At 70.7% G+C, this 19,370-nt stretch carries 16 protein-coding genes; 6 read left to right on the top strand and 10 right to left on the bottom strand.

Features of this window, described 5'->3' with window-relative positions; all coding sequences use genetic code 11:
- Positions 1–16: 16 nt before the first annotated feature.
- The 6 genes from QN315_RS02990 to QN315_RS02965 form a co-directional block, all read right to left on the bottom strand.
- Entirely contained in the window at positions 17–1,381 is a 1,365-nt protein-coding gene (locus tag QN315_RS02990; RefSeq protein ID WP_323991433.1) for a transglycosylase SLT domain-containing protein, read from the bottom strand.
- 148 nt (positions 1,382–1,529) lie between these two features.
- Entirely contained in the window at positions 1,530–1,976 is a 447-nt protein-coding gene (locus QN315_RS02985; RefSeq protein WP_323991432.1) for a DUF1489 domain-containing protein, read from the bottom strand.
- A gap of 20 nt (positions 1,977–1,996) precedes the next feature.
- Positions 1,997–3,124: a nucleoside hydrolase gene (locus tag QN315_RS02980; protein ID WP_323991431.1), complete on the bottom strand. Its 1,128-nt coding sequence runs from the start codon at positions 3,122–3,124 to the stop codon at positions 1,997–1,999.
- A 67-nt stretch (positions 3,125–3,191) separates the two neighbouring features.
- Complete coding sequence (hemW, locus tag QN315_RS02975; RefSeq protein ID WP_323991430.1) at positions 3,192–4,406, bottom strand: radical SAM family heme chaperone HemW; 1,215 nt, start codon at positions 4,404–4,406, stop codon at positions 3,192–3,194.
- Positions 4,396–6,408 carry a potassium transporter Kup gene (locus tag QN315_RS02970; RefSeq protein WP_323991429.1) on the bottom strand — a complete coding sequence of 671 codons (2,013 nt, stop codon included), beginning with the start codon at positions 6,406–6,408 and terminating at the stop codon, positions 4,396–4,398. The genes hemW and QN315_RS02970 overlap by 11 nt, the downstream gene beginning before the upstream one ends.
- A 95-nt stretch (positions 6,409–6,503) precedes the next feature.
- The gene (locus QN315_RS02965) at positions 6,504–7,364 is read right to left on the bottom strand and encodes a YggS family pyridoxal phosphate-dependent enzyme (RefSeq protein WP_323991428.1); all 861 of its coding nucleotides are present in this window, start codon (positions 7,362–7,364) and stop codon (positions 6,504–6,506) included.
- 201 nt (positions 7,365–7,565) lie between these two features.
- Here QN315_RS02965 and QN315_RS02960 point away from each other — a divergent pair, with 201 nt between their 5' ends.
- From QN315_RS02960 to QN315_RS02940, 5 genes are all read left to right on the top strand, one after another.
- Positions 7,566–9,029 carry a transcription antitermination factor NusB gene (locus QN315_RS02960; protein WP_323991427.1) on the top strand — a complete coding sequence of 488 codons (1,464 nt, stop codon included), beginning with the start codon at positions 7,566–7,568 and terminating at the stop codon, positions 9,027–9,029.
- A 162-nt stretch (positions 9,030–9,191) separates the two neighbouring features.
- Positions 9,192–9,869 (top strand): ribulose-phosphate 3-epimerase, encoded by a 678-nt coding sequence (gene rpe, locus QN315_RS02955; protein WP_323991426.1) that lies wholly within the window; start codon positions 9,192–9,194, stop codon positions 9,867–9,869.
- A gap of 130 nt (positions 9,870–9,999) precedes the next feature.
- Complete coding sequence (locus tag QN315_RS02950) at positions 10,000–11,871, top strand: heparinase II/III family protein (protein WP_323991425.1); 1,872 nt, start codon at positions 10,000–10,002, stop codon at positions 11,869–11,871.
- Positions 11,872–12,318: 447 nt separating this feature from the next.
- Positions 12,319–13,497: a glycosyltransferase family 4 protein gene (locus QN315_RS02945; RefSeq protein WP_323991424.1), complete on the top strand. Its 1,179-nt coding sequence runs from the start codon at positions 12,319–12,321 to the stop codon at positions 13,495–13,497.
- A 145-nt stretch (positions 13,498–13,642) separates the two neighbouring features.
- On the top strand, positions 13,643–13,885 hold the full coding sequence (locus tag QN315_RS02940; protein WP_323991423.1) for a DUF2442 domain-containing protein: 243 nt from the start codon (positions 13,643–13,645) through the stop codon (positions 13,883–13,885).
- Positions 13,886–14,063: 178 nt separating this feature from the next.
- Here the strand turns inward: QN315_RS02940 and QN315_RS02935 are convergent, their stop codons facing one another.
- Both QN315_RS02935 and QN315_RS02930 read right to left on the bottom strand, forming a co-directional pair.
- Positions 14,064–14,615: a hypothetical protein gene (locus QN315_RS02935; protein WP_323991422.1), complete on the bottom strand. Its 552-nt coding sequence runs from the start codon at positions 14,613–14,615 to the stop codon at positions 14,064–14,066.
- Positions 14,612–15,859 carry an aminopeptidase gene (locus tag QN315_RS02930; RefSeq protein ID WP_323991421.1) on the bottom strand — a complete coding sequence of 416 codons (1,248 nt, stop codon included), beginning with the start codon at positions 15,857–15,859 and terminating at the stop codon, positions 14,612–14,614. Before QN315_RS02930 ends, QN315_RS02935 begins: the two co-directional genes overlap by 4 nt.
- Before the next feature lie 317 nt (positions 15,860–16,176).
- Between QN315_RS02930 and QN315_RS02925 the strand changes: the two genes are divergently transcribed.
- On the top strand, positions 16,177–16,530 hold the full coding sequence (locus QN315_RS02925; protein WP_323991420.1) for a Rieske 2Fe-2S domain-containing protein: 354 nt from the start codon (positions 16,177–16,179) through the stop codon (positions 16,528–16,530).
- A 211-nt stretch (positions 16,531–16,741) separates the two neighbouring features.
- Here the strand turns inward: QN315_RS02925 and tyrS are convergent, their stop codons facing one another.
- Together tyrS and QN315_RS02915 are read right to left on the bottom strand one after the other, a co-directional pair.
- Positions 16,742–17,983 (bottom strand): tyrosine--tRNA ligase, encoded by a 1,242-nt coding sequence (gene tyrS, locus QN315_RS02920; RefSeq protein ID WP_323991419.1) that lies wholly within the window; start codon positions 17,981–17,983, stop codon positions 16,742–16,744.
- 202 nt (positions 17,984–18,185) lie between these two features.
- Complete coding sequence (locus QN315_RS02915) at positions 18,186–18,851, bottom strand: alpha/beta hydrolase (protein WP_323991418.1); 666 nt, start codon at positions 18,849–18,851, stop codon at positions 18,186–18,188.
- Positions 18,852–19,370: the final 519 nt, after the last annotated feature.

Raw genomic sequence — 19,370 nt, 5'->3', positions numbered from 1 at the left:
TCAGCTTTGGAATAGATCAGCTTCCGGGGCGGACGATCATGCAGTCCAGGCCCTGGGTGCGCAGGGTGGCGCAGGCCGAGGCGGCGCTGGCGCGCGCCAGGCCGGCGAGGCGGGCGCGGTAGACGGGATGGCCGTTGAAGGAGGGAATCGGCTGCACCACGCTGCGCGCGCCGTTCAGCGCGTTGAAGGCGGCCTGGCGCGCCATGGTGTTGGCGAAGCGGGCCTGGCCCTCGGACCCGAAGGCGCCGACCTGGATCGCCCATTGGCCGTAATTCACGCCGTCGGACAGGCCGGCGCCGCGATAGGAGGGCATGCGGATGACCGCCGGGACGATGGGCGCCGCCATGCGCGCCGGCGGCGCGGCGGCGACGGCCGGCTGGGGTGTCGGGCTGGGTGGGGGCAGGGGCCCGGACTGATATTGGGGCTGATATTGGGATTGATATTGGGGTTGGGGTGGGCCGTTGACCGTGGGCAGGCAGGGGGCGTCGGGGTCGTAGGCGGCGTTCGGATCCTGCGCGCAGTCGGCGGGGCGGGATGCAGGACGGGATGCGGGGCGAGAGGGGGGCACGTAGGCCGCGTACTGGATCGGCTGTCCGCCCGAGGGGTTGGCGATGGTGGGGGTTACGACCACCGGCAGGGGCGGGCCGGCCGGCTGCGTGGCGGCGGCCATGGCGACGGGGAGCGGGGTCGGCGTGGCCGACACGAGCTGGGTGTCGGCGCCGTACGCCGCCAGCGGGCCGCTGAGGGCGACGCTGCTGCCCAGGTTGGGCGTGACCGAGGCCAGGTAGTTCACCGTCTCGTTGGGAAGCTGCCGGCCGGTCTGCAGATAATCGTCGAGCCGCTGCGGCCCGGCATTGTAGGCGGCGAGGAAGCCGGGCGCGCCGTAGCGGTCGTACATCTGGCGGATATAGGCGGTGCCGGCCAGGATATTGTCATGCGGTTCGTACGGGTCGGGGCCCAGTCCGTTCTGGTCCTGCATGTCGGCATAGGTCTGGGGCATCAACTGCATCAGCCCCATCGCCCCGGCCGAGGAGGTGATCGGCTGGCCGTCCAGATATTCGTGGCCGCCCGATTCCTGCTGGATGACCGCGCGGACCCACTCCTGCGGCACCGCGAAGCGGGTCGCGGCCTCGGTGATATAGGGGCCCCACGGGTCCTGGGGCGGGCCGGGGGCGCGATAGGCGCCGTTGCGGGCGTAATAGCGGGAATAGCGCGAGCCGGGCGCGGTGGCGCAGGCGGCGAGCGCGGCGGCGGCGCAGAACAGCGAGAGCCGGACGAGGCCCGTCGATCCGCGCCATGATCCGAGCCATTGCGATCCCCCGCGCGCGGAGGGCGCGGCAGGCCGGGCGGGCGGACCGGATGGCGTCACGGGGCGGACCATGGCCGGATGCTGCGCGCCGGCGCGCGGGGATGCAATCGCGGAGAAGGCGGCAGGGCGTTGATTTTACGGCTTACTGTGACGAATCTTGCCGTGTGTGGCGCAAAAGCTGCCCTGAATGCCGCCTTATGCCCGTCTTATATGACCCGTCTTATATGAGACACAGGCCGGCGAGGTCGCGGCGCAGCGTGTCGGGCAGGGCGGCGGTGTCGCCGCCGCCATGGCCCAGGTCGGGCGGGGCGTCGGCCGGGCGGAGATAGCGCCAGCCCTGGAACGGGCGCATCGGGCGGGGGGCGACCGGCACGATGAGCGGGTCCAGGACGACCAGGGCGCAGGCGGCGCCGTCCTCGCGCTGGTCGGGGCGGATGGCGACGATGCGCTGGCGGCAGAGGATCATGCCGCCGATCACCCGATAGAGCGATCCGCCGCCGAGGATTTCCTCGGCGCGGCGGGGGAACATGCGGGTGCGCAGCCACGGGTTGCCGTCGGCGTGGGTGCCGTCCAGCCCGTCGCCCGCGCCGTCTATCATCGTGCGCTGGCGGTGGGACAGATCGTCGATGGAGGCGATTCCGACCGCCAGCTTGACCAGGTGGAGCATTGCCGCGTGCCGTTTCGGGCCTAGTGCCGGGCCGCCGGGGCCGGGTGCACGTCGCTTTGGGCCTGGTGGAGGAAATTGTCCAGGAAGCGTTTCGAATCGATCGATTGCACGATTCGCACCTTGCGGATGCCCATTTCCTTGGGCGCGGTCGCGTCGGGCCAGACATAGGCGTGGCCGTAATGCGGCCCCTTGGCGATGTCGATATCCATGTAGGCGTCGATCGCGCCGGTGACCAGGCTGGGATCGACGGCGATCGCGGCGGCCATTTCGTCCCACATCGGCAGCGGGTCGTAATAGGTGCCGATATAGTCGGTCATCGGCGTCTTCTTCTGCCGGATGCGCGCGAGATAGTCGCGGGTCATCATCAGGTCGTTCGACACGTTGCCGACCACGGTGACGGCGGGCCAGGGCGCGGTGAGGGTGATGTGCGCGGCCTCGGGGTCGAAGATCATGTTGAAGTCCGAGGCGAAATCGACGTTGCCGGTCAGCGATTTCATGCTGGTGTCGAGCAGGCCGCCCATGAACACCAACTGCTTGGCCGTGGCGGCGAAGCTGGGGTCGATCCGGATGGCCAGCGCCAGGTTGGTCAGCGGCCCGGCGGCGACGATGGTCACCTGGTGCGGGTGGGCATGGACCTGGCGGATCAGGAACAGGGCCGCGCTTTCGTCGCTGGGGCGCAGGGCGGGCGCGCCTTCCTTGAGCGGAGGCAGGGGCGGCTGGGTGTCGGGGGTGTGGTCGATCGTGCCGATTCCGCCCCAGGCGCCCTTCCAGGGGATGAGGCCGAATTGCCGTTCGCGCAGCTTCATCATCGGCACGCTGTTGATCAGCGGATAGACCGCCCCGTCGGCCACCGGCACGTCGGTCCGGCCGATGATTTCGAGGAACCGGCGCAGATGGGCGGATTCCTGGTTTTCCCACCCGTCGCCGGTGACGACGGTGAAGCCCAGCACCCTGACGGACGGGTTGAACAGCAGGGGGATGACCGATTGCTGGTCGGAGCCGCCCGGGCCGAGGAAGTCATTGTCCTCGATGACCAGTTGGGGCGCGGCGGCGGTGGCCGGAACGGCGCCCGCGAGGAAAGCGCCGGCGAGCAGGCCGGCCCCGGCCAGGGTGGAGAATCGCTTGCGGAGAAGGGAAGGGATGGTCATCGGCGGTCCTGTTGGCGGTCCTGTTTGAGTGGCCCTGCCGGGCCGGCCTGCTTATGTGGGGCGGAGGTCAGAGCACCAGCGCGCCCAGCAGGGCTTCGAGTCGCAGGCGCCCCGATTCGGTGGCGCGCAGCACCGTTCCGTCCGTCGTTTCGTCCAGGCAAAGATAGCCTTCTTCCCGCGCGGCGGCCAGGATCGCGGGGTCGAGCGCCTGGGCCAGCGCCATGCCGGTGCGGCGGGCGAAGCGGTCCTGGGCGATGCCTTCGGTCAGGCGCAGCCCCATCAGCAGCATTTCCCGGGCCCGGTCGCGGGGGGAAAGGATGTCGTCCTGCATCTGGCCGGTGCCGTGGCATTCGACCCGTTCGGCCCAGGGTTCGGGGGCGCGGTGGCGCCTTGTGGCGTGGAGCGCGCCGCCCATGGTCACGCGGCCATGGGCGCCGGGGCCGATGCCCAGATAGTCGCCATAGCGCCAATAGGTGAGGTTATGGCGGCTTTCCGCGCCCGGGCGCGCATAGTTGGAGACTTCGTACGCCAGCAATCCGTGCCGGGCGGCGACGAGGGCGGTGTCCTGATAGAGGGCGGCGGCGGTGTCCTCGTCCGGCAGGGCGAGCAGGCCCTGGCGGTGCAGGGCCTCGAAGCGCGTGCCGGGTTCGATGGTGAGCTGGTAGAGCGACAGATGGTCGGCGGCCAGGCCGAGCGCGCGGTCCAGTTCGGCGCGCCAGTCGGCCGGCGCCTGGCCGGGGCGCGCGTAGATCAGGTCGAAGGAGATGCGTCCGAACAGGCCGCGCGCCAGTTCCAGCGCGGCGACGGCCTGGGACGCGGAATGCTGCCGCCCGAGCAGGTGCAGGGCGGTATCGTCGAGGCTTTGCACCCCCAGCGAGGCGCGGTTGACCCCGGCGTCGCGGAAGGCGCGCAGGCGGCCGGCCTCGACGCTGGTGGGATTGGCTTCGAGCGTGATTTCCGGATCGGCGCCGGGCTGGGGCGGGAAGAGGGCGCGCGCGTCGGCGATCAGGGCGGCCACCGTATCGGGGTCCATCAGCGAGGGGGTGCCGCCGCCGAAGAAGATCGAGCCCAGGCGGCGCGGCCCGTCGGCGTTCAGCCGCGCGGCCTCGTGCGCCAGTTCGCGGCGCAGGGCGGCGGCGAAGCGGGCTTGCGGGATGGTGTCGCGGACATGGCTGTTGAAGTCGCAATAGGGGCACTTGGCCAGGCAGAACGGCCAGTGGATGTAGAGCGCCAGGGGTTCGGCGCCCGTGGACGGGAAGGGGGCAGGGGCGTCAGATGGCAAGCCGCACGCCCAGTTCCACCACCCGGTCGGGCGGGATGCGGAAGAATTCGGTGGCGGGGGTGGCGTTGCGCGCCATCAGCAGGAACAGCGACATCCGCCAGCGCGACATCTTGGGCACCGAGGAGCGGACCAGCAATTCCCGGCTGGTGAAATAGGACGCCTGCATGGCGTCGAAATCGACGCCGTTCGTCTTGAGGTCTTCGAGCGCGCGGGGGAGGTTGGGGGTCTCCATGAAGCCGTAGCGCAGGATCACCCGGTAGATATCGGGCGCGAGCTGCTGCAGCGCCACGCGGTGGCCGCGCGCGGCCTCGGGCTGGTCGAGCGTCTGGACGGTGACGAACAGCACGTGCTCGTGCAGCACCTTGTTGTGCTTGAGGTTGTGCAGCAGGCAGGTGGGCACGAATTCGGGCGTCGCGGTCATGAACACCGCCGTGCCGGGCACGCGGATGGTGCGCGACTGGGGCAGGCGGGCCAGGAAGGAATTGACCGGCAGGCTGTCCAGCTTCTGCCGGTTCATGATCAGGCTGCGGCCGCGTTTCCAGGTCGTCATCATCAGGGTCAGCACGATGCCCAGCAGCACCGGCACCCAGCCGCCCTGCGGGATCTTGAGCGCGTTGGACGCGAAGAACACGCTGTCCATGACGAAGAAGCCGCCGAAGGTGAAGGTGGCGGCCAGGCGCGACCAGTGATAGAGGCGGCGGAACGCCACCAGGGCCAGCACGCAGGTGCACATGAAGGTGCCGGTCACCGCGATGCCGTAGGCCGAGGCCAGGGCGTCGGAACTGCGGAACGCCACCACCAGCGTGAGCGCGCCGACCATCAGGAAGCGGTTGAATTCGGGCAGGTAGATCTGCCCCTCTTCCATCTTGTTGGTGTGGGTGATGCGCATGCGCGGCAGGTAGCCGAGCTGGATGAGCTGCCGGCACAGGGAGAAGCCGCCCGAGATCCCGGCCTGGCTGGCGATCACCGTCGCCAAGGTGGACAGGACGATCATCGGGATCTGCGCCCAGGCGGGGCCGAGCAGGAAGAACGGATTGCTGAGCGTCGCGGGGCTGGCGATGATCAGAGCGCCCTGGCCGAGATAGTTGAGCGCCAGGCAGGGCAGCACGCAGAACAGCCACGCATAGCGGATGGGCGCGCGGCCGAAATGGCCCATGTCGGCATAGAGCGCCTCGGCCCCCGTGACGGACAGCACGACCGCGCCCAGGGCGATGAAGGACAGCCAGCCGTGGAAGGCGATGAAGCGCACAGCGTAGACCGGCGAGATCGCCCACAGGATGCCCGGATGGCGCAGGATTTCCAGCGTGCCGAGGATGCCCAGCATGCTGAACCACACCAGCATGACCGGGCCGAAGATCGCCCCCACCCGGCCGGTGCCGTAGGATTGCACGCTGAACAGGCCGATCAGCACGACGATGGCCAGCGGGATGACCAGCCGGCTGGCGGCGGGGAAGCTGACTTCGAGCCCCTCGACGGCGGAGAGCACCGAGATGGCGGGGGTGATCAGGCCGTCGCCGAAGAACAGGCAGGCCCCGGCGATGCCGGCCATGCCCAGGAACAGTTTCAGCCGCGTATTGTCCGAGACGCGCTGGGCCAGGGACATCAGCGCGATGATGCCGCCCTCGCCATTATGGTCGGCGCGCATGATCAGCAGCACGTATTTGACGGTGACGATCAGGAACAGCGACCAGATGATCAGGCTTTCGACGCCCAGCACTTCCCACGGTTCGATCATATGGTGCCGCGAGACGATCAGGATGGTCGAGCGCAGGGCGTAGAGCGGGCTGGTGCCGATATCGCCGAACACCACGCCCAGCACGCCCAGCAGCGCCGCGAACCCGACCGGACCGGCCACGTGCTCGTGCTGGTCGGCGCCGAATTCGGTGATGCGCGGCGGCGCGTCGGGAGCCGCCATGGCCGCGCCGTCCACCGCCGGGGCGAAGGCCACCGTCGCGGCGGGTGGCTGGGAACCGGCGGCGCTATCGCCCGGGTCTGGCGTCATGTCGAGACGTCTCCGCGATAAGAAAGGCGGTCTGGTGGGCGGTCAGGGCCGGATATGAAGGGCGGTGCATCGTGGGGCCTGCTCATCGCATAGCGTCATGCTTGGGGGGCGGCAAGCTGGGAGGTCATGCCGGCGGGCGTGCCGTCCGGCGTGGTCATGTCGGCGGGCGCGCCGCTCGGCGTGGTTATGTCGGCGGGCGCGCCATTTGGCGCGACGGGCGCGGGCGGCCGTGCGCCGAAGATCGCGCTGCCCACCCGGACATGCGTGGCGCCGGCCCGGATCGCGGCCTCGAAATCCGCCGACATGCCCATCGACAGGGTTGCGAGGCCGTGGGCCCGCGCCAGCGCCGCGAGATAGGCGAAATGCGGGGCCGGGTCGTGGCCGGCGGGCGGGATGCACATCAGGCCGCGCACCGCGTCGCCGAACCGGCGGCGGCAATCGGCGATGAACTGGTCGGCCCGGGCGCGGGGCACGCCGGATTTCTGGGCCTCGTCCCCCGTATTGACCTGGACCAGCAGGTCGGGCAGCCGGCCGGCGCGGTCGGCCGCGCGGGCCAGCGCGTCGGCCAGGGCCGGCCGGTCGAGGCTTTCGATCATGTCGGCGATCCGCACGGCATCCGGCGCCTTGTTGGTCTGCAGCCCGCCGATGAGGTGGAGCCGCATGGCGGGCCAGCCGGCGCGCAGGGGCGGGAATTTCGCCGCGGCTTCCTGCACGCGGTTCTCGCCGAACGCCATCTGTCCCGCGTGCAGGGCGGCCAGGACGGCGGCCTGCGGATGGAATTTCGAGACCGCGACCAGGGTGACGGCGGCGGGATCGCGCCCGGCTCCGAGGGCGGCCCGGACGATCCGCGCCCGGATTTCGGCCAGGTTGGACGCGACGGCGCCGGCATCGATGGGGATGCCGCTGCCGGTATCGGCTGCGGGCGGCGGCGGGGCGGAAGGGGGCGATGGCGTCATGGGTGCTACGGTTGGGCCGGGGCGGCCGCCGGTCAAGGGTGCGGGGGCGGGATTCGTGGCCGGCCATGCGCCGCCATGCCCCGGGGGATGCCGCGCGGGGGCTGGCGGCGCGGCGGCGGGCGTGCGATCAGCACCGGCGAATGGCGCCGGCCGGGTCCGCGCGTCGCGGGATGGACCAGGGACAGGCAGGCCGGACGGATCATGAAGCAGGGTGCAGCGCGCGGGAACGGCAAGGCGGTGGCAGGGGCAGCGGCAGGGGCAGCGGCAGGGGCGGACGCGGGGGCGCGGGCAGGGCGGGGTGCTCGTGCCGGGTCCGGAGCTGGTGCCGGAACTGGCGCCGGAACTGGTGCCGGAACTGGGGCTGGAGCCGATCCCACGCGGGACATCGCCTTCGACATCGTCCTGGGGGTGCTGGAGCACCGGCGCATGCTGGAGACCGGCCTGGAGCAGTCGCCGGCGGCGCGGGGGGCGGATGCGCGCGACCGCGCCGCCGCGCACCGGCTGGCCGCGACGGTGCTGCGCCGCATGGGCACGGCCGGCATGGTGCTGGAGCCCTTCCTGAAGAAGGAGCCGCCCCTGCCGGTGCGGGTGGTGCTGCTGATCGGGGTGGCGCAGATCCTGTTCCTGGACACGCCGGCCCATGCCGCGGTGGGCACGTCGGTGTCGCTGGCGCGGCGGCGCGGGCTGGCGCCGTTCGCCGGGCTGGTCAATGCCGTGCTGCGCCGGGTGTCGCAGGCCGGCCCCGCTGCCCTGGACGGGCTGGACCAGGCGCGGCTGGACGTGCCGCCCTGGCTGTGGAGCGCGTGGGGCGACCTGGCCCGCCCTGTGGCCGAGGCGCTGGGGCGCGAGGCGCCGCTGGACCTGACCCTGCGGCCGGGCGCCGAACCCCCGCCCGGCGGAGTCGGGCTGCCCGGCGGGACCGTGCGGCTGCCGGCCGGCACGCGGGTGGCCGAATTGCCCGGCTATGCCGAGGGGGCGTTCTGGGTGCAGGACGCGGCGGCGGCGCTGCCCGCGCGGCTGCTGGCGGCGCGGCCGGGGGAGCGAATCGCCGATCTGTGCGCGGCGCCGGGCGGCAAGACCGCGCAACTGGCGCTGGCCGGCGCGGCGGTGACGGCGATCGAGCGCGAACCGGGGCGGATGGCGCGGCTGCGCGAGAACCTGGAGCGGCTGGGGCTGGCCGGGCAGGGGGTAGGAGAGCAGGGAGCCGGAGAGCAGGGGGCAGGAGAAATGGGGCGGGTCGCGACCGTGCTGGGGGACGCGGCGGCCTGGCGGCCCGAATCGCCGCTGGATGCCGTGTTGCTGGACGCGCCCTGTTCGGCCACCGGGACGGCGCGGCGCCACCCCGACGTGCTGTGGATCAAGCGGCCGCGCGACCTGGCCGCGCTGACCGAGGGGCAGGACCGGCTGCTGGCGGCGGCGCGCGACATGCTGCGTCCGGGCGGGCGGCTGGTCTATGCCGTCTGTTCGCTGCAGCCCGAGGAAGGGCCGCAGCGCGCGCGGGCGGCCGAGGCGATGGGATTGCGGCCCGATCCGTTTACCCCGGAGGAACTGGCCTTCCTGCCCGAGGCGCTGACACCGGAGGGCTGGCTGCGCACCCATCCGGGGATGTGGGCGGAGCAGGGCGGCATGGACGGGTTCTTCGCCGCGCGGTTCCGCCGGGCGTAGGCCGCGCGGTCCGGGCCGCAGATGCGGGCCGAGCCGTGCGGGCCGGGCAGGGGTGGTCATGGGTGGGACGGTCATGGTCCGTGACGGATCGTGATCCGCGAAGGGGGCGCGGACGCATGCGACGGCTTGCGCGCGCCCGGTGATTTCCTGTTACATTGCGCCATGGCTGCTCAATTCCCCCCCCTGGTCGCGCCCAGCGTCCTGTCGGCTGATTTTTCCCGCATGGCCGAGGAGGTCATCGCCGTCGAACGAGGCGGGGCGGACTGGCTGCATCTGGACGTGATGGACGGCCATTTCGTGCCGAACCTGTCCTTCGGCGCGCAACTGGTCCAGGCGCTGCGTCCGCAGACCAGCCTGGTGTTCGACGTGCACCTGATGATGGCGCCGGTCGATCCGTATCTGGAGATGTTCGCCAAGGCTGGGGCGGACCATATCCATGTCCATATCGAGGCCGGGCCGCATACTCACCGGACCTTGCAGCAGATCCGTGCGCTGGGGGTGAAGCCCGGCATCGCGCTGTGCCCGGCCACGCCGCCCGAGGCGGTGGCCGAGGTGCTGGACCTGGTGGACGTCATCCTGGTCATGACGGTCAACCCCGGATTCGGCGGCCAGAAATTCCTGGCCAGCCAGTTGCCCAAGATCCGCACCCTGCGCCGGCTGGCGGACGAAACGGGTCGGGATATCCGGATCGGCGTCGATGGGGGGGTGGATGTCGAGACCGCCGCGCTGGCGACCGCGGCGGGCGCGGACATGCTGGTGGCCGGGACGTCGGTCTATGGCCAGCCGGATTACGGACGGGCGATCGCGGCCCTGCGCGCGGCGGGCCGCCGCGCCGAATGAGTGCCCGGACGGGCGCCGGATGAGACGGGTGCCGGATGAAGAATGCCGGATGTGAAGATCGCCGGATGAATGATGACGGACGGCCGGTCGCGATGGGTGCGGCCGGACATCGCGGGATGAAAGGGGCCTGATGGTCCTGCGTCGCTGGAGCCAGGACGCGCGTCTATCGCTGGCGCGCCTGCCTTCCCTCGCCGGGCTGGGACGGGTTCCCCCGGCGCCGGTTCATGCCGTCCGCGATCTGTGGCCGGGCGATCCGCTGGCGGGCAGCCAACTGGTCAAGGGGATGCTGTCCTTTGCCGGGGTCACGCGGCGGATCGGCCCCGGACGGTGGGAGGACGGGTCCTATCCCGAGCGGTTCCGAAGCTATCTGCACGGGTTTGCCTGGCTGCGCGACCTGCGCGCGGTCGGGACCGATGCGGCGCGCCTGCAGGCCCGCACGCTGGTCAATGACTGGCTGGCGCATCCGCCGACCGACCCGATGGTGCGCGATTGCGCGGTGACGGGCACGCGGCTGGCGTCGTGGCTGGGCCATTACGATTTCTTCGCCGCGTCGGCCGACGACGCCTTCCGCCAGCGCCTGATGCAGCGGCTGCTGGCCGAGGGGCGGACCCTGGCCGCTCTGGTGCCGCCCGAGAGCCATGACTGGCGCGCGCTGGCCGCCTTCAAGGGGCTGCTGGCGGCGGCGATCGCGATGCCGGAGCATAGCGGCTTTCTGGCGCGTTTCCTGCGCTATATCGACGGCGAATTGTCGCGGCAGGTGGCGCAGGACGGCTGCCATGTGCAGCGCAGCCCGGAGATCCAGCTTCTGGCGCTGCGCGAACTGGCGGAAATGCGCGCGATGCTGCAGGCGGCGCAGATCGGCGTGCCCGATTCGCTGGCCCTGGCGCTGGACCGGATGAGCCCGGTGCTGCGGGCGTTGCGCCATGGCGACGGCAGGCTGGCGCTGTTCAACGGCAGCCATGCCGGCAGCGTGGCGATGATCGAGATGGTGCTGTCGCAATCGACGCGGACCCGTGTGGTGGCCGGCGCGATGCCGGATGGCGGGTTCATCCGCCTGCAGGTCGGGCGGTCGCTGCTGCTGGTCGATGCGGGGTTGCCGCCGGCGCCGGGATTCGACGGCGAGGCGCATGCCGGCACGCTGTCCTTCGAATTCTCGGTGGCGCGGCAGCGGGTGATCGTGAATTGCGGGACGGGCGAGACGCCCGAATGGCGCCGCGCGCTGCGCGAGAGCGCCGCGCATTCGCTGCTGGTGCTGGAGGAGAGTTCGTCGTCGGACATCGGGCCGGGCACGGCGGACAGCCCGGGCGGCATCCGGCGCCGACCGGCCCATGTGACGGCCGAGCAGATGGCCCAGGACGGCGCCCACTGGCTGGACCTGTCGCATGACGGGTACCATGCGCCCTTCGGCGCGTCCTGGCGGCGGCGGCTGTATCTGGGCGATGGCGGCGCCGACCTGCGCGGCGAGGAGATCGTCGAGGGCGAGCGGCTGCAATCCTTCGTGCTGCGTTTCCACCTGCATCCGCAGGTCGGCGTGGAATGGGACGCGGACGGCCAGATGGTCGTGCTGGACGTGGGCGGCCAGCCCTGGCGGTTTCGCGCCGATGGCGGCGAGGTGGGGGTGGAGGAGAGCGTCTACTGCCCCGAGGGGACGCCCGAGTGGACGCGGCAGATCGTCGTCCGGGTTCGGCCCGGCGACGGCGCGGCCGAGGACGGCGTGTCGGGAGAGAGCGGGCGGGCGGATGCCGGACGGGGCGATGCCGGGCAGGGTGCTGCCGTGCAAGGTGGCGCGGGGCCCGAAGGTGCCCCCGGAGGCGCCATGGGTGACGGGGCAGGCAAGGATGCCGCCCCCGCCTCGGCGGCGGCGGGCGGTGCGTCCGGGGATGCGGGGCTGGCGACGCAGGGCGCGCGGACCGCGCTGCCCCCTGCGCCGCCCCCTGCGCCGGCATCCGGCGAGCGGACCCGCCAGGTCGTGCGATGGGCGCTAGGGCGGGCCGATGCCTGAGATCCTGTCCGGAAATGCGGGCTGGCGGCGATCCGACGCGCGTTTCCTGCGCTTCGGTGCTCACGGCCGACAAGGCCGCTCCGCTCCGATGCTCGGAAACGCACGCCGGCCGTGCCGCTGCGCGGCACTCTCGCTCGCCAGCCCGCATTTCCGGACAGGATCTGATCGGGACTACGCGCTGACGGCGATCCGACGCGCGTTTCCTGTGCTTCGGTGCTCACGGCCGCAAGGCCGCTCCGCTCCGATGCTCGGAAACGCACGCCGGCCGTGCCGCTTTGCGGCACTCTCGCTCACCAGCCCGCATTTCCGGACAGGATCTGATCGGGACTATGCGCTGGTGGTCCGATGCGCGTTCCTGCGCTTTGATGCTCACGACCGACAAGGCCGCTCTGCTCCGATGTTCGGAAACGCACGCCGTTGGGCCGGGGGTGATGAAGACCCTGTGGCATGAAGGTTCTGGAAGTCACGAACGTCGATTTCTCGTTGCGGCATTTCCTTCTGCCCCTGATGCGCGGGTTGCGTGCGGCGGGGCATGAAGTGGTGGGCGTCTGTGCGGACGGGCCGCTGCTGGCCGATGTGCGCGGGGAGGGGTTTCGCGTCGAGACGGTGCCGATGGCGCGGTCCTTCTCGCCCGTTGCGCAGGCGCGGGCGCTGGGGGCGCTGATCGGGCTGATCCGGCGCGAGCGGCCGGACATCGTCCATGCCCATATGCCGATCAGCGGCCTGCTGGCGCGGCTGGCCGCGCGGCTGTGCGGCGTGCCGTGCATTGCCTATACCTGCCACGGCTTTCTGTTCAACCAGCCGGGGCCGGTCGCGCGGCGCGGGCTGGCGCTGGTGCTGGAATGGCTGGCCGGACGGATTACCGACCGGTATTTCACCGTGTCGCGGCAGGAGGCCGAGGACGCGCGGCGGCTGCATATCCATCCGGCGGCGGAGGCCGTGGGCAATGGGCGCGATCCGGCCCGTTTCCGCCCCGATCCCGAGGCGCGGGCGCGGATCCGTGCCGAATTGGGCGTGCCCGAGGATGCCGTCGTGATCATCGCCGTGTCGCGGCTGGTGCGGCACAAGGGCTATCCGGAATTGCTGGAGGCGATGGAGCAGGTGCCGGGCGCCATACTGTGGGTGGTGGGCGAGCGCCTGGCATCGGACCATGGGGCGGCGCTGGACGCGGCGTTCGCGCGGGCGCGGCAGGTGCTGGGCGACCGGCTGCTTTGCGTGGGCTATCGGGGGGATGTGCCGGCGCTGCTGGCGGCGGCGGACATCTTTACCCTGCCCAGCCATTTCGAGGGCCTGCCGATGTCGGTGATCGAGGCCATGCTGAGCGGCCTGCCGGTGGTGGCGACCGATATTCGCGGCCCGCGCGAGCAGGTGGTGAACGGGCGTACCGGCCTGCTGGTGCCGCCGGGCGAGGCGGCGCCGCTGGGACGGTCGCTCAACCGGCTGGTCCGCGACGCGGCGCTGCGCCGCCAGATGGGCGCGGCCGGGCGGCAGCGCGCGCTGGCGCGCTATGACGAGCGGGTGGTGATCGCCGGGGCGGTCGAGGCGCTGCTGGCGGGAACGGCGACGGGAGCGGACACGGCGCCGGCGGCGGAGCGGGCTTCGGACGGCGTGGCGCGGGATGCGTGACGCCGGGGGCGACGGTCCTGCGGATCGACGGCTGTCGGTTCTTCTTCTTCTTCGGCACGGAAGGCGACGAACCGCTGCATAGTCATGTTGAAGCGGAAGAGAACGTCGCGAAATAATGGCGCGAACATGTTCGGGGAGGCATGGGATGCCCATTTCGGCAGCCGGATTTGATCCGACCGCCACAGATGTTTGGACGGACAGCGACCTTCTTCATGTCGTGATGGCGGATGGGCGTGAGCTTTCCGTCCCTCTCGAACGGTTCCCGCGTCTGCGCGATGCATCGCCGGAGCAAAGGTCTCGCTGGCGGTTCATCGGGCGGGGCAAGGGTATCCATTGGCCGGATGTGGATGAGGACATCCTGGTTGCGAGTCTGCTGCGCCTGTCCTGATCCCTGGGTTCTCTTGATCGCCTTATCCCGTCCGGCCCTTTCGGGTTGCCGATTCGGGCCGCTGAAATTTTCAACGAATCAGGGTGCAGGGACCCGCGGTCCCTGCCGGGTCCGGGCAGCGCCCGGATGGTGCCGGCCGGTTGTGCCCTGGGGGCGGGACCCGGCCGGCGCGCGGGTTCTATTGGCCGCCCTGCTGGCCGGGGCCGCCCATGGCCTGCATCAGGGCCTGGGCCTGCTGGGGGTTGTTGCGGATCAGCGCGACGTTGGCCGGGTTGGGGGTGGGGGCGTGGGCTTCGGGCGGCGGGGGCTGCTGGATCAGGGCCTGGGTCAGGCCGAAGGCGGTGATGCCCAGCACGAAGTCGCGCGGGGTGAAGCCGTGCGCGGACAGGATGGGCTGCAGGCCCGGGATGGCAGCGGTGCGCGCGATCGTCTCGTCCAGCGACAGGTTGGGGGCGTTCGGCGGGTTGATGCCGGCGGCCTGGATCGCGCGGATCGTGTCGGTCATGCGCGGCAGGAAGTCGGCGGGCAGGGGGTATCGCGCGGCCGCCTGCATGTCGCGCTGGAAGGCGGCCTGCTGGGCGGCGGTCGGCTGGGGCGGCATTTGCTGGGGAGCCGTCTGCTGGGGGCCCATCTGCTGGCCCCCCATCTGCTGTCCCCCCATCTGGGCCATCGCGGCGGCGGGGATCGCGGCGGCCAGGGCGGCCGCGAGGAACGGTACGTGTCTTTTCATGGCGTGTTGACCCATTCGCCGTGTTTCATCAGGGGTTCGCGTCCGCCATCGCGGGTGATGGCGGTCACATCGATTTCGGCCGAGCCGATCATCCAGTCGATATGGATGAAGCTGCTGTTGGCGCCGCGGGCCGCGAGCTGTTCCGGCGTCTGGCCGTCAGTATCCAGCATGCACTTGGTATAAGCCTGTCCGAGCGCGATGTGACTGGATGCGTTTTCGTCGAACAGCGTGTTGCGGAACAGCACGCCGCTTTGCGAAATCGGCGAGGAATGGGGCACCAGCGCGACCTCGCCCAGGCGGCGGGCGCCGTCGTCGGTGGCCAGGATGCGTTCCAGCACCGCCAGGCCCTGGGTGGCCTGGGCCTGGACGATCCGGCCGCCTTCGAACCGCACGGCGATGCCGTCGATCAGCGTGCCCTGGTGGAAGAGCGGCTTGGTGGCGCGGACATGGCCGTCGACCCGCAGCGCGTGCGGGGTGGTGAAGACTTCCTCGGTCGGGATGTTGGGGTTGCAGACGATGCCGTTTTGCGCCGGTTCGGAGCCGCCGGCCCAGAGATGGCCGTCGGCCAGCCCGACCGTGAGGTCGGTGCCGGGGCCGGTGAAATGCAGCCCCGCGAAGCGCCGCGCATTGAGCCAGTCCGCGCGCCGATGCAGCGCCGCGTTATGCTCGGCCCAGGCCGCCACCGGATCGTCCACCGTGACGCGCGAGGCCAGGAAGATGGCATCCCACAGCCGGGCCAGGGCGCGGTCCGGCGCGTCGTCGGGGAAGACCTGGGCGGCCCAGGCCGGGGTGGCGCAGGCGACGATGTTCCAGTTGGTGGCGAAGCTGGTGATCAGTTCCATCGCCGGGCGGCCGGCCAGGGACGTGGCCTTGTTCGCGCGGGCGACGCGGTCGGGGTCTTCCTGGCTGAGCAGCACGGGATTGGCGCCGGTGATTGCCATCCGCGCGGCGCCTTCGCGATAGGCGCGGGCCATGCCCTCATGCAGCCAGCCCCCCGCGACGTCGAACGCCGCGTCGGGGGCGTAATGGAAGCGCGCCAGCGTCATCGCGTCGTCGGAGAAGAGCGGGGTGACCAGCGAGGCGCCGGCGCGATAGGCGTGCTCGGTGATCCGGCGCACCAGGGGTACGGCGTCGAGCGGCGCGGTGATCACCACCTGCTGGCCCGGGGCGACGTTCAGGCCGATCCGGACGGCGACCTCGCCCAGCCGGTCGAGCAGCCTGTCGTGGGGGGATGTGAAAGTCATGACGCCGGCCATCCTGTCTGTTCTGTTATCACCCCGGCACGGCGCAATCTTGCCCGCCGCGGCCGCCGGGAAGGAATCGGGACGCTAGTGTCCTGATTCCGAAATTCGCAAGCGAATTTTGGAATCGAAAGGACACTAGAATCAATATTTTAGTGGCCTGCTGATCCGAGAAATTCTCATAAGAATTTCTCGGATCAGCAGGCCACTAGCGTGGCGGCTTGGCGGGCGATAGGCAACAGGCGATAGGCGCCAAGGCGAGCCATGTCGGGTGGAGATATGGTGGGGGAGTGGTGATGGGGCGTGTCGGGCCGGAGGATATGACGGAGAATTGCGGCCGAACCGTGGAGGACGTCCGGCTGTGCGCGGTGGCGGACGTGCAGGGTGGGCCGCGCCGGGTGGTGGCCGGCGATCGCGGGCTGGTGGTGTGGATCGCGGCCGACGGGGCGCCGCGCGTCTTCGCCGACCGGTGCCCGCATCGCGACGCGCGCCTGTCGGCGGGGCATGTCGAGGCCGGGCGCCTGGTCTGTCCGTTCCATCTGTGGGCGTTCGACGCGGACGGTCGCCATGTCGGCCCGGACGGAGTGGCGAACCCGGATTGCCGCGTGCCGCGATTCGCCTGCCGGGTGCGGGACGGGGCGGTGTGGGTGGAGATGGATGCGATGATGTCCTGAACGGCGGCCGCCGCGAGGCGGGCGGGCGCCGTTTGGCAGGTTCGGGCGAAAGCCTGTCCGGGACTGTGCGCTGGTGCGTGGGAGCGGCCCGCAGGGCCGCGCCCGGCGTGTGTTTTCGAGCACCGAAGCGGAGTGGCCTTGATGGCCATGAGCATCGGAGCGCAGAAAACGCGCGTCGGACCACCGCCAGCGTGCAGTCCCGGGCAGGCTTTCAGGCGGGGCGTACCAGGATGTGGTGCTTGCGCCCGGAGGACAGTTTGATGGCGCCGTCCATCAGGTCGGCGGTGCCGACCACTTGGCCTTCGTCCTGCACGGTCGCGTCGTTGATGCGCGCGCCGCCGCCGCGGATCAGGCGCCTGGCCTCGCCGTTGCTGGCGGCCAGGCCGGCCTCGGCGAACAGGCGGAAGGCCGGGATGCCGGCCGCGAGCTGGTCGGCGGGGATCGTCGTGCCGGGCAGGGCGGCGGCGGCCTGGCCTTGCTCGAAGGTGCGGCGGGCGGTCTCGGCGGCTTCCTCGGCGGCGGCGCGGCCGTGGCACAGCGCGGTGGCCTCGGTCGCCAGGATCTTCTTCGCCTCGTTGATCTCGGCGCCGCCCAGGGCGGCCAGGCGGTCGCATTCGTCGAGCGGCAGGTCGGTGAACAGGCGCAGGAAGCGGCCGGTATCGGCGTCTTCGACATTGCGCCAGAACTGCCAATATTCGAAGACCGGCAGGCGCGCCGCCGACAGCCAGACGGCGCCGCGGGCGGATTTGCCCATCTTGGCGCCCGAGGCGGTGGTCAGCAGCGGGGTGGTCAGGCCGAAGACCTGCTTCTGTTCGGTGCGGCGCACCAGGTCGATGCCCGAGACGATGTTGCCCCACTGGTCCGAGCCGCCCATCTGCAGGGTCACGCCGTACGTGCGGTTCAGTTGGCGGAAATCGTAGGATTGCAGGATGGAATAGTTGAATTCCAGGAAGGTCAGCCCCTGTTCGCGGTCGAGGCGCGAGCGCACGGAATCGAAGGACAGCATGCGGTTGACCGAGAAATGCACGCCCACGTCGCGCAGCAGCTCGATATAGGACAGGCGGTCCAGCCAGTCGGCGTTGTTGGCCAGGAGGGCGCCGTCCGGACCGTCGAAGCGCAGGAACTGGCGCAGGCAGCCCTCGATGCCCAGCAGGTTGGCGGCGATCGTCTGTTCGGTCATGAGCTGGCGCGCTTCCTCGCGGAACGAGGGGTCGCCGATCCGCGCCGTGCCGCCGCCCAGCAGCGCCACCGGCCGGTGGCCGTGCTTCTGCATCAGGCGCAGCATCATGATCTGGATCAGGCTGCCGACATGCAGGCTGTCGGCGGTGGGGTCGAAGCCGATATAGCCCGTTACCGGTCCCGCGCGCATGGCGGCGTCCAGGGCCTCCATGTCCGTGCACTGGAAGATGAAGCCGCGCGCTTCGGCTTCCCGGAGGAAATCGCTGTTGGGCATAATCGGGTCACTCTGGTTCGTGGCGTCCGGCGGGGGGCACCCGGCGGGGCCGGGGAAATTTGCGGGCCGCGAGGGCCCGGTGCCCCTGTAGCACGCCCGATGCGGGACATGAACCGGCAGGACATGAACCAGTGGGGGCATGAACCAGTGGGGACGAACCAGGAGATGCGCCGGAGCGGGGATGCCGCCCCGGCGCGGCGGGTCAGTCGGCGGCCAGCGCCAGGCTGGTGCGCGACATGATGGTGGTCACGTGGTCTTCCAGCGCCTCGGCCACCTGGTCGGCGTGGTTGGCGTAGATGTGGTCGGCCCCGGCGAAGATGCGGTAATCGACCGAAACGCCCTTCTGGGTGTTCAGCTTGTCGACCAGTTTGCGCACCGCGGGCTCGGGCACCATGTCGTCGGAATCGCCGGCGATCATGAGCCCGCCGCAGGGGCAGGGGGCCAGGAAGCCGAAATCGTAATAGTTGGTGGGCGGGGCGACGCTGATCCAGCCGGTGATTTCCGGCCGGCGCATCAGGAGCTGCATGCCGACGAACGCGCCGAAGGAATAGCCGGCGATCCACAGCCCGCCGGCGTTCGGGTTGACCATCTGCATCCAGTCGAGCGCCGCCGCGGCGTCGGAAATCTCGCCGATGCCGCCGTCATAGCGGCCCTGCGACCGGCCCACCCCGCGCGAATTGTACCGCATGACCGAGAAACCCATCTTCTCGAACGAACGATACATCGCATAGGTGATGCGGTTGTTCATGGTGCCGCCATGCAGCGGGTGGGGATGGAGGACGAGGGCGAGCGGCGCGTTCGGCGCGCTCGAATGATGGTAGCGTCCTTCCAGGCGGCCGTCGGGGCCGGCGAACATGACCTCTGGCATACAAATCCCGCAATGTGAGTCCCGCGCCGCAGGGCATGGCGGCGGGACCGTTACTGTGAGTGCCGTGCGGATGGCGATGCCCCGTCATCCGCACGGCGAAGAAAAACATGCGTGGTCCGCGCCGGGCCGGAAGGGCGCGTGGACCATGCGATCCGGAACCGTCGCGGCCGGACCGGCATCGTGGCTGGGGGTGGAGGACGCGCCGCGCGGCGGCGGCGTCAGGCGTGGGTCGCGACGTCGTCCGTCACGGGTTCCGTCGTCTCGGTTTCCGTCAGGGGGTTGTCATTGGAAGCCGGACGGAACATCGGCGAGAGGGCCGGTTGACTTCCTGCGCGGCATGGTCATAGTCCAGTATCCCTTTTTCAGACCTTCCTGAGCCCGGTCCGACGAAAGCTCGTCGGGCGCGAGACGCTCCGGCCCTGAAAACATGTCTCGAACACCCGGCCCGGCCGCACGCTGCGCCGTAGGCTGACCGTTCGGTTTCGGACTGTATATAGCGATCCGGAATCGCCAATTACC

Origin of the sequence: Nguyenibacter sp. L1, from assembly GCF_035199985.1 — a bacterium.
In the GTDB taxonomy this organism is placed as follows: Bacteria; Pseudomonadota; Alphaproteobacteria; order Acetobacterales; family Acetobacteraceae; genus Gluconacetobacter; species Gluconacetobacter vanlangensis.
The sequence above is the reverse complement of the archived record's forward strand: the minus strand, read 5'-3'. Positions and strand labels throughout refer to the sequence as shown.

Bases quoted from the DNA above. Each gene is read 5' to 3' on its own strand.
- QN315_RS02990 (WP_323991433.1), bottom strand. From the start codon at position 1,381: ATGGTCCGCCCCGTGACGCCATCCGGTCCGCCCGCCCGGCCTGCCGCG.
- QN315_RS02985 (WP_323991432.1), bottom strand. From the start codon at position 1,976: ATGCTCCACCTGGTCAAGCTGGCGGTCGGAATCGCCTCCATCGACGAT.
- QN315_RS02980 (WP_323991431.1), bottom strand. From the start codon at position 3,124: ATGACCATCCCTTCCCTTCTCCGCAAGCGATTCTCCACCCTGGCCGGG.
- QN315_RS02970 (WP_323991429.1), bottom strand. From the start codon at position 6,408: ATGACGCCAGACCCGGGCGATAGCGCCGCCGGTTCCCAGCCACCCGCC.
- QN315_RS02965 (WP_323991428.1), bottom strand. From the start codon at position 7,364: ATGACGCCATCGCCCCCTTCCGCCCCGCCGCCGCCCGCAGCCGATACC.
- QN315_RS02960 (WP_323991427.1), top strand. From the start codon at position 7,566: ATGAAGCAGGGTGCAGCGCGCGGGAACGGCAAGGCGGTGGCAGGGGCA.
- rpe (WP_323991426.1), top strand. From the start codon at position 9,192: ATGGCTGCTCAATTCCCCCCCCTGGTCGCGCCCAGCGTCCTGTCGGCT.
- QN315_RS02950 (WP_323991425.1), top strand. From the start codon at position 10,000: ATGGTCCTGCGTCGCTGGAGCCAGGACGCGCGTCTATCGCTGGCGCGC.
- QN315_RS02945 (WP_323991424.1), top strand. From the start codon at position 12,319: ATGAAGGTTCTGGAAGTCACGAACGTCGATTTCTCGTTGCGGCATTTC.
- QN315_RS02940 (WP_323991423.1), top strand. From the start codon at position 13,643: ATGCCCATTTCGGCAGCCGGATTTGATCCGACCGCCACAGATGTTTGG.
- QN315_RS02935 (WP_323991422.1), bottom strand. From the start codon at position 14,615: ATGAAAAGACACGTACCGTTCCTCGCGGCCGCCCTGGCCGCCGCGATC.
- QN315_RS02930 (WP_323991421.1), bottom strand. From the start codon at position 15,859: ATGACTTTCACATCCCCCCACGACAGGCTGCTCGACCGGCTGGGCGAG.
- QN315_RS02925 (WP_323991420.1), top strand. From the start codon at position 16,177: ATGACGGAGAATTGCGGCCGAACCGTGGAGGACGTCCGGCTGTGCGCG.
- tyrS (WP_323991419.1), bottom strand. From the start codon at position 17,983: ATGCCCAACAGCGATTTCCTCCGGGAAGCCGAAGCGCGCGGCTTCATC.
- QN315_RS02915 (WP_323991418.1), bottom strand. From the start codon at position 18,851: ATGCCAGAGGTCATGTTCGCCGGCCCCGACGGCCGCCTGGAAGGACGC.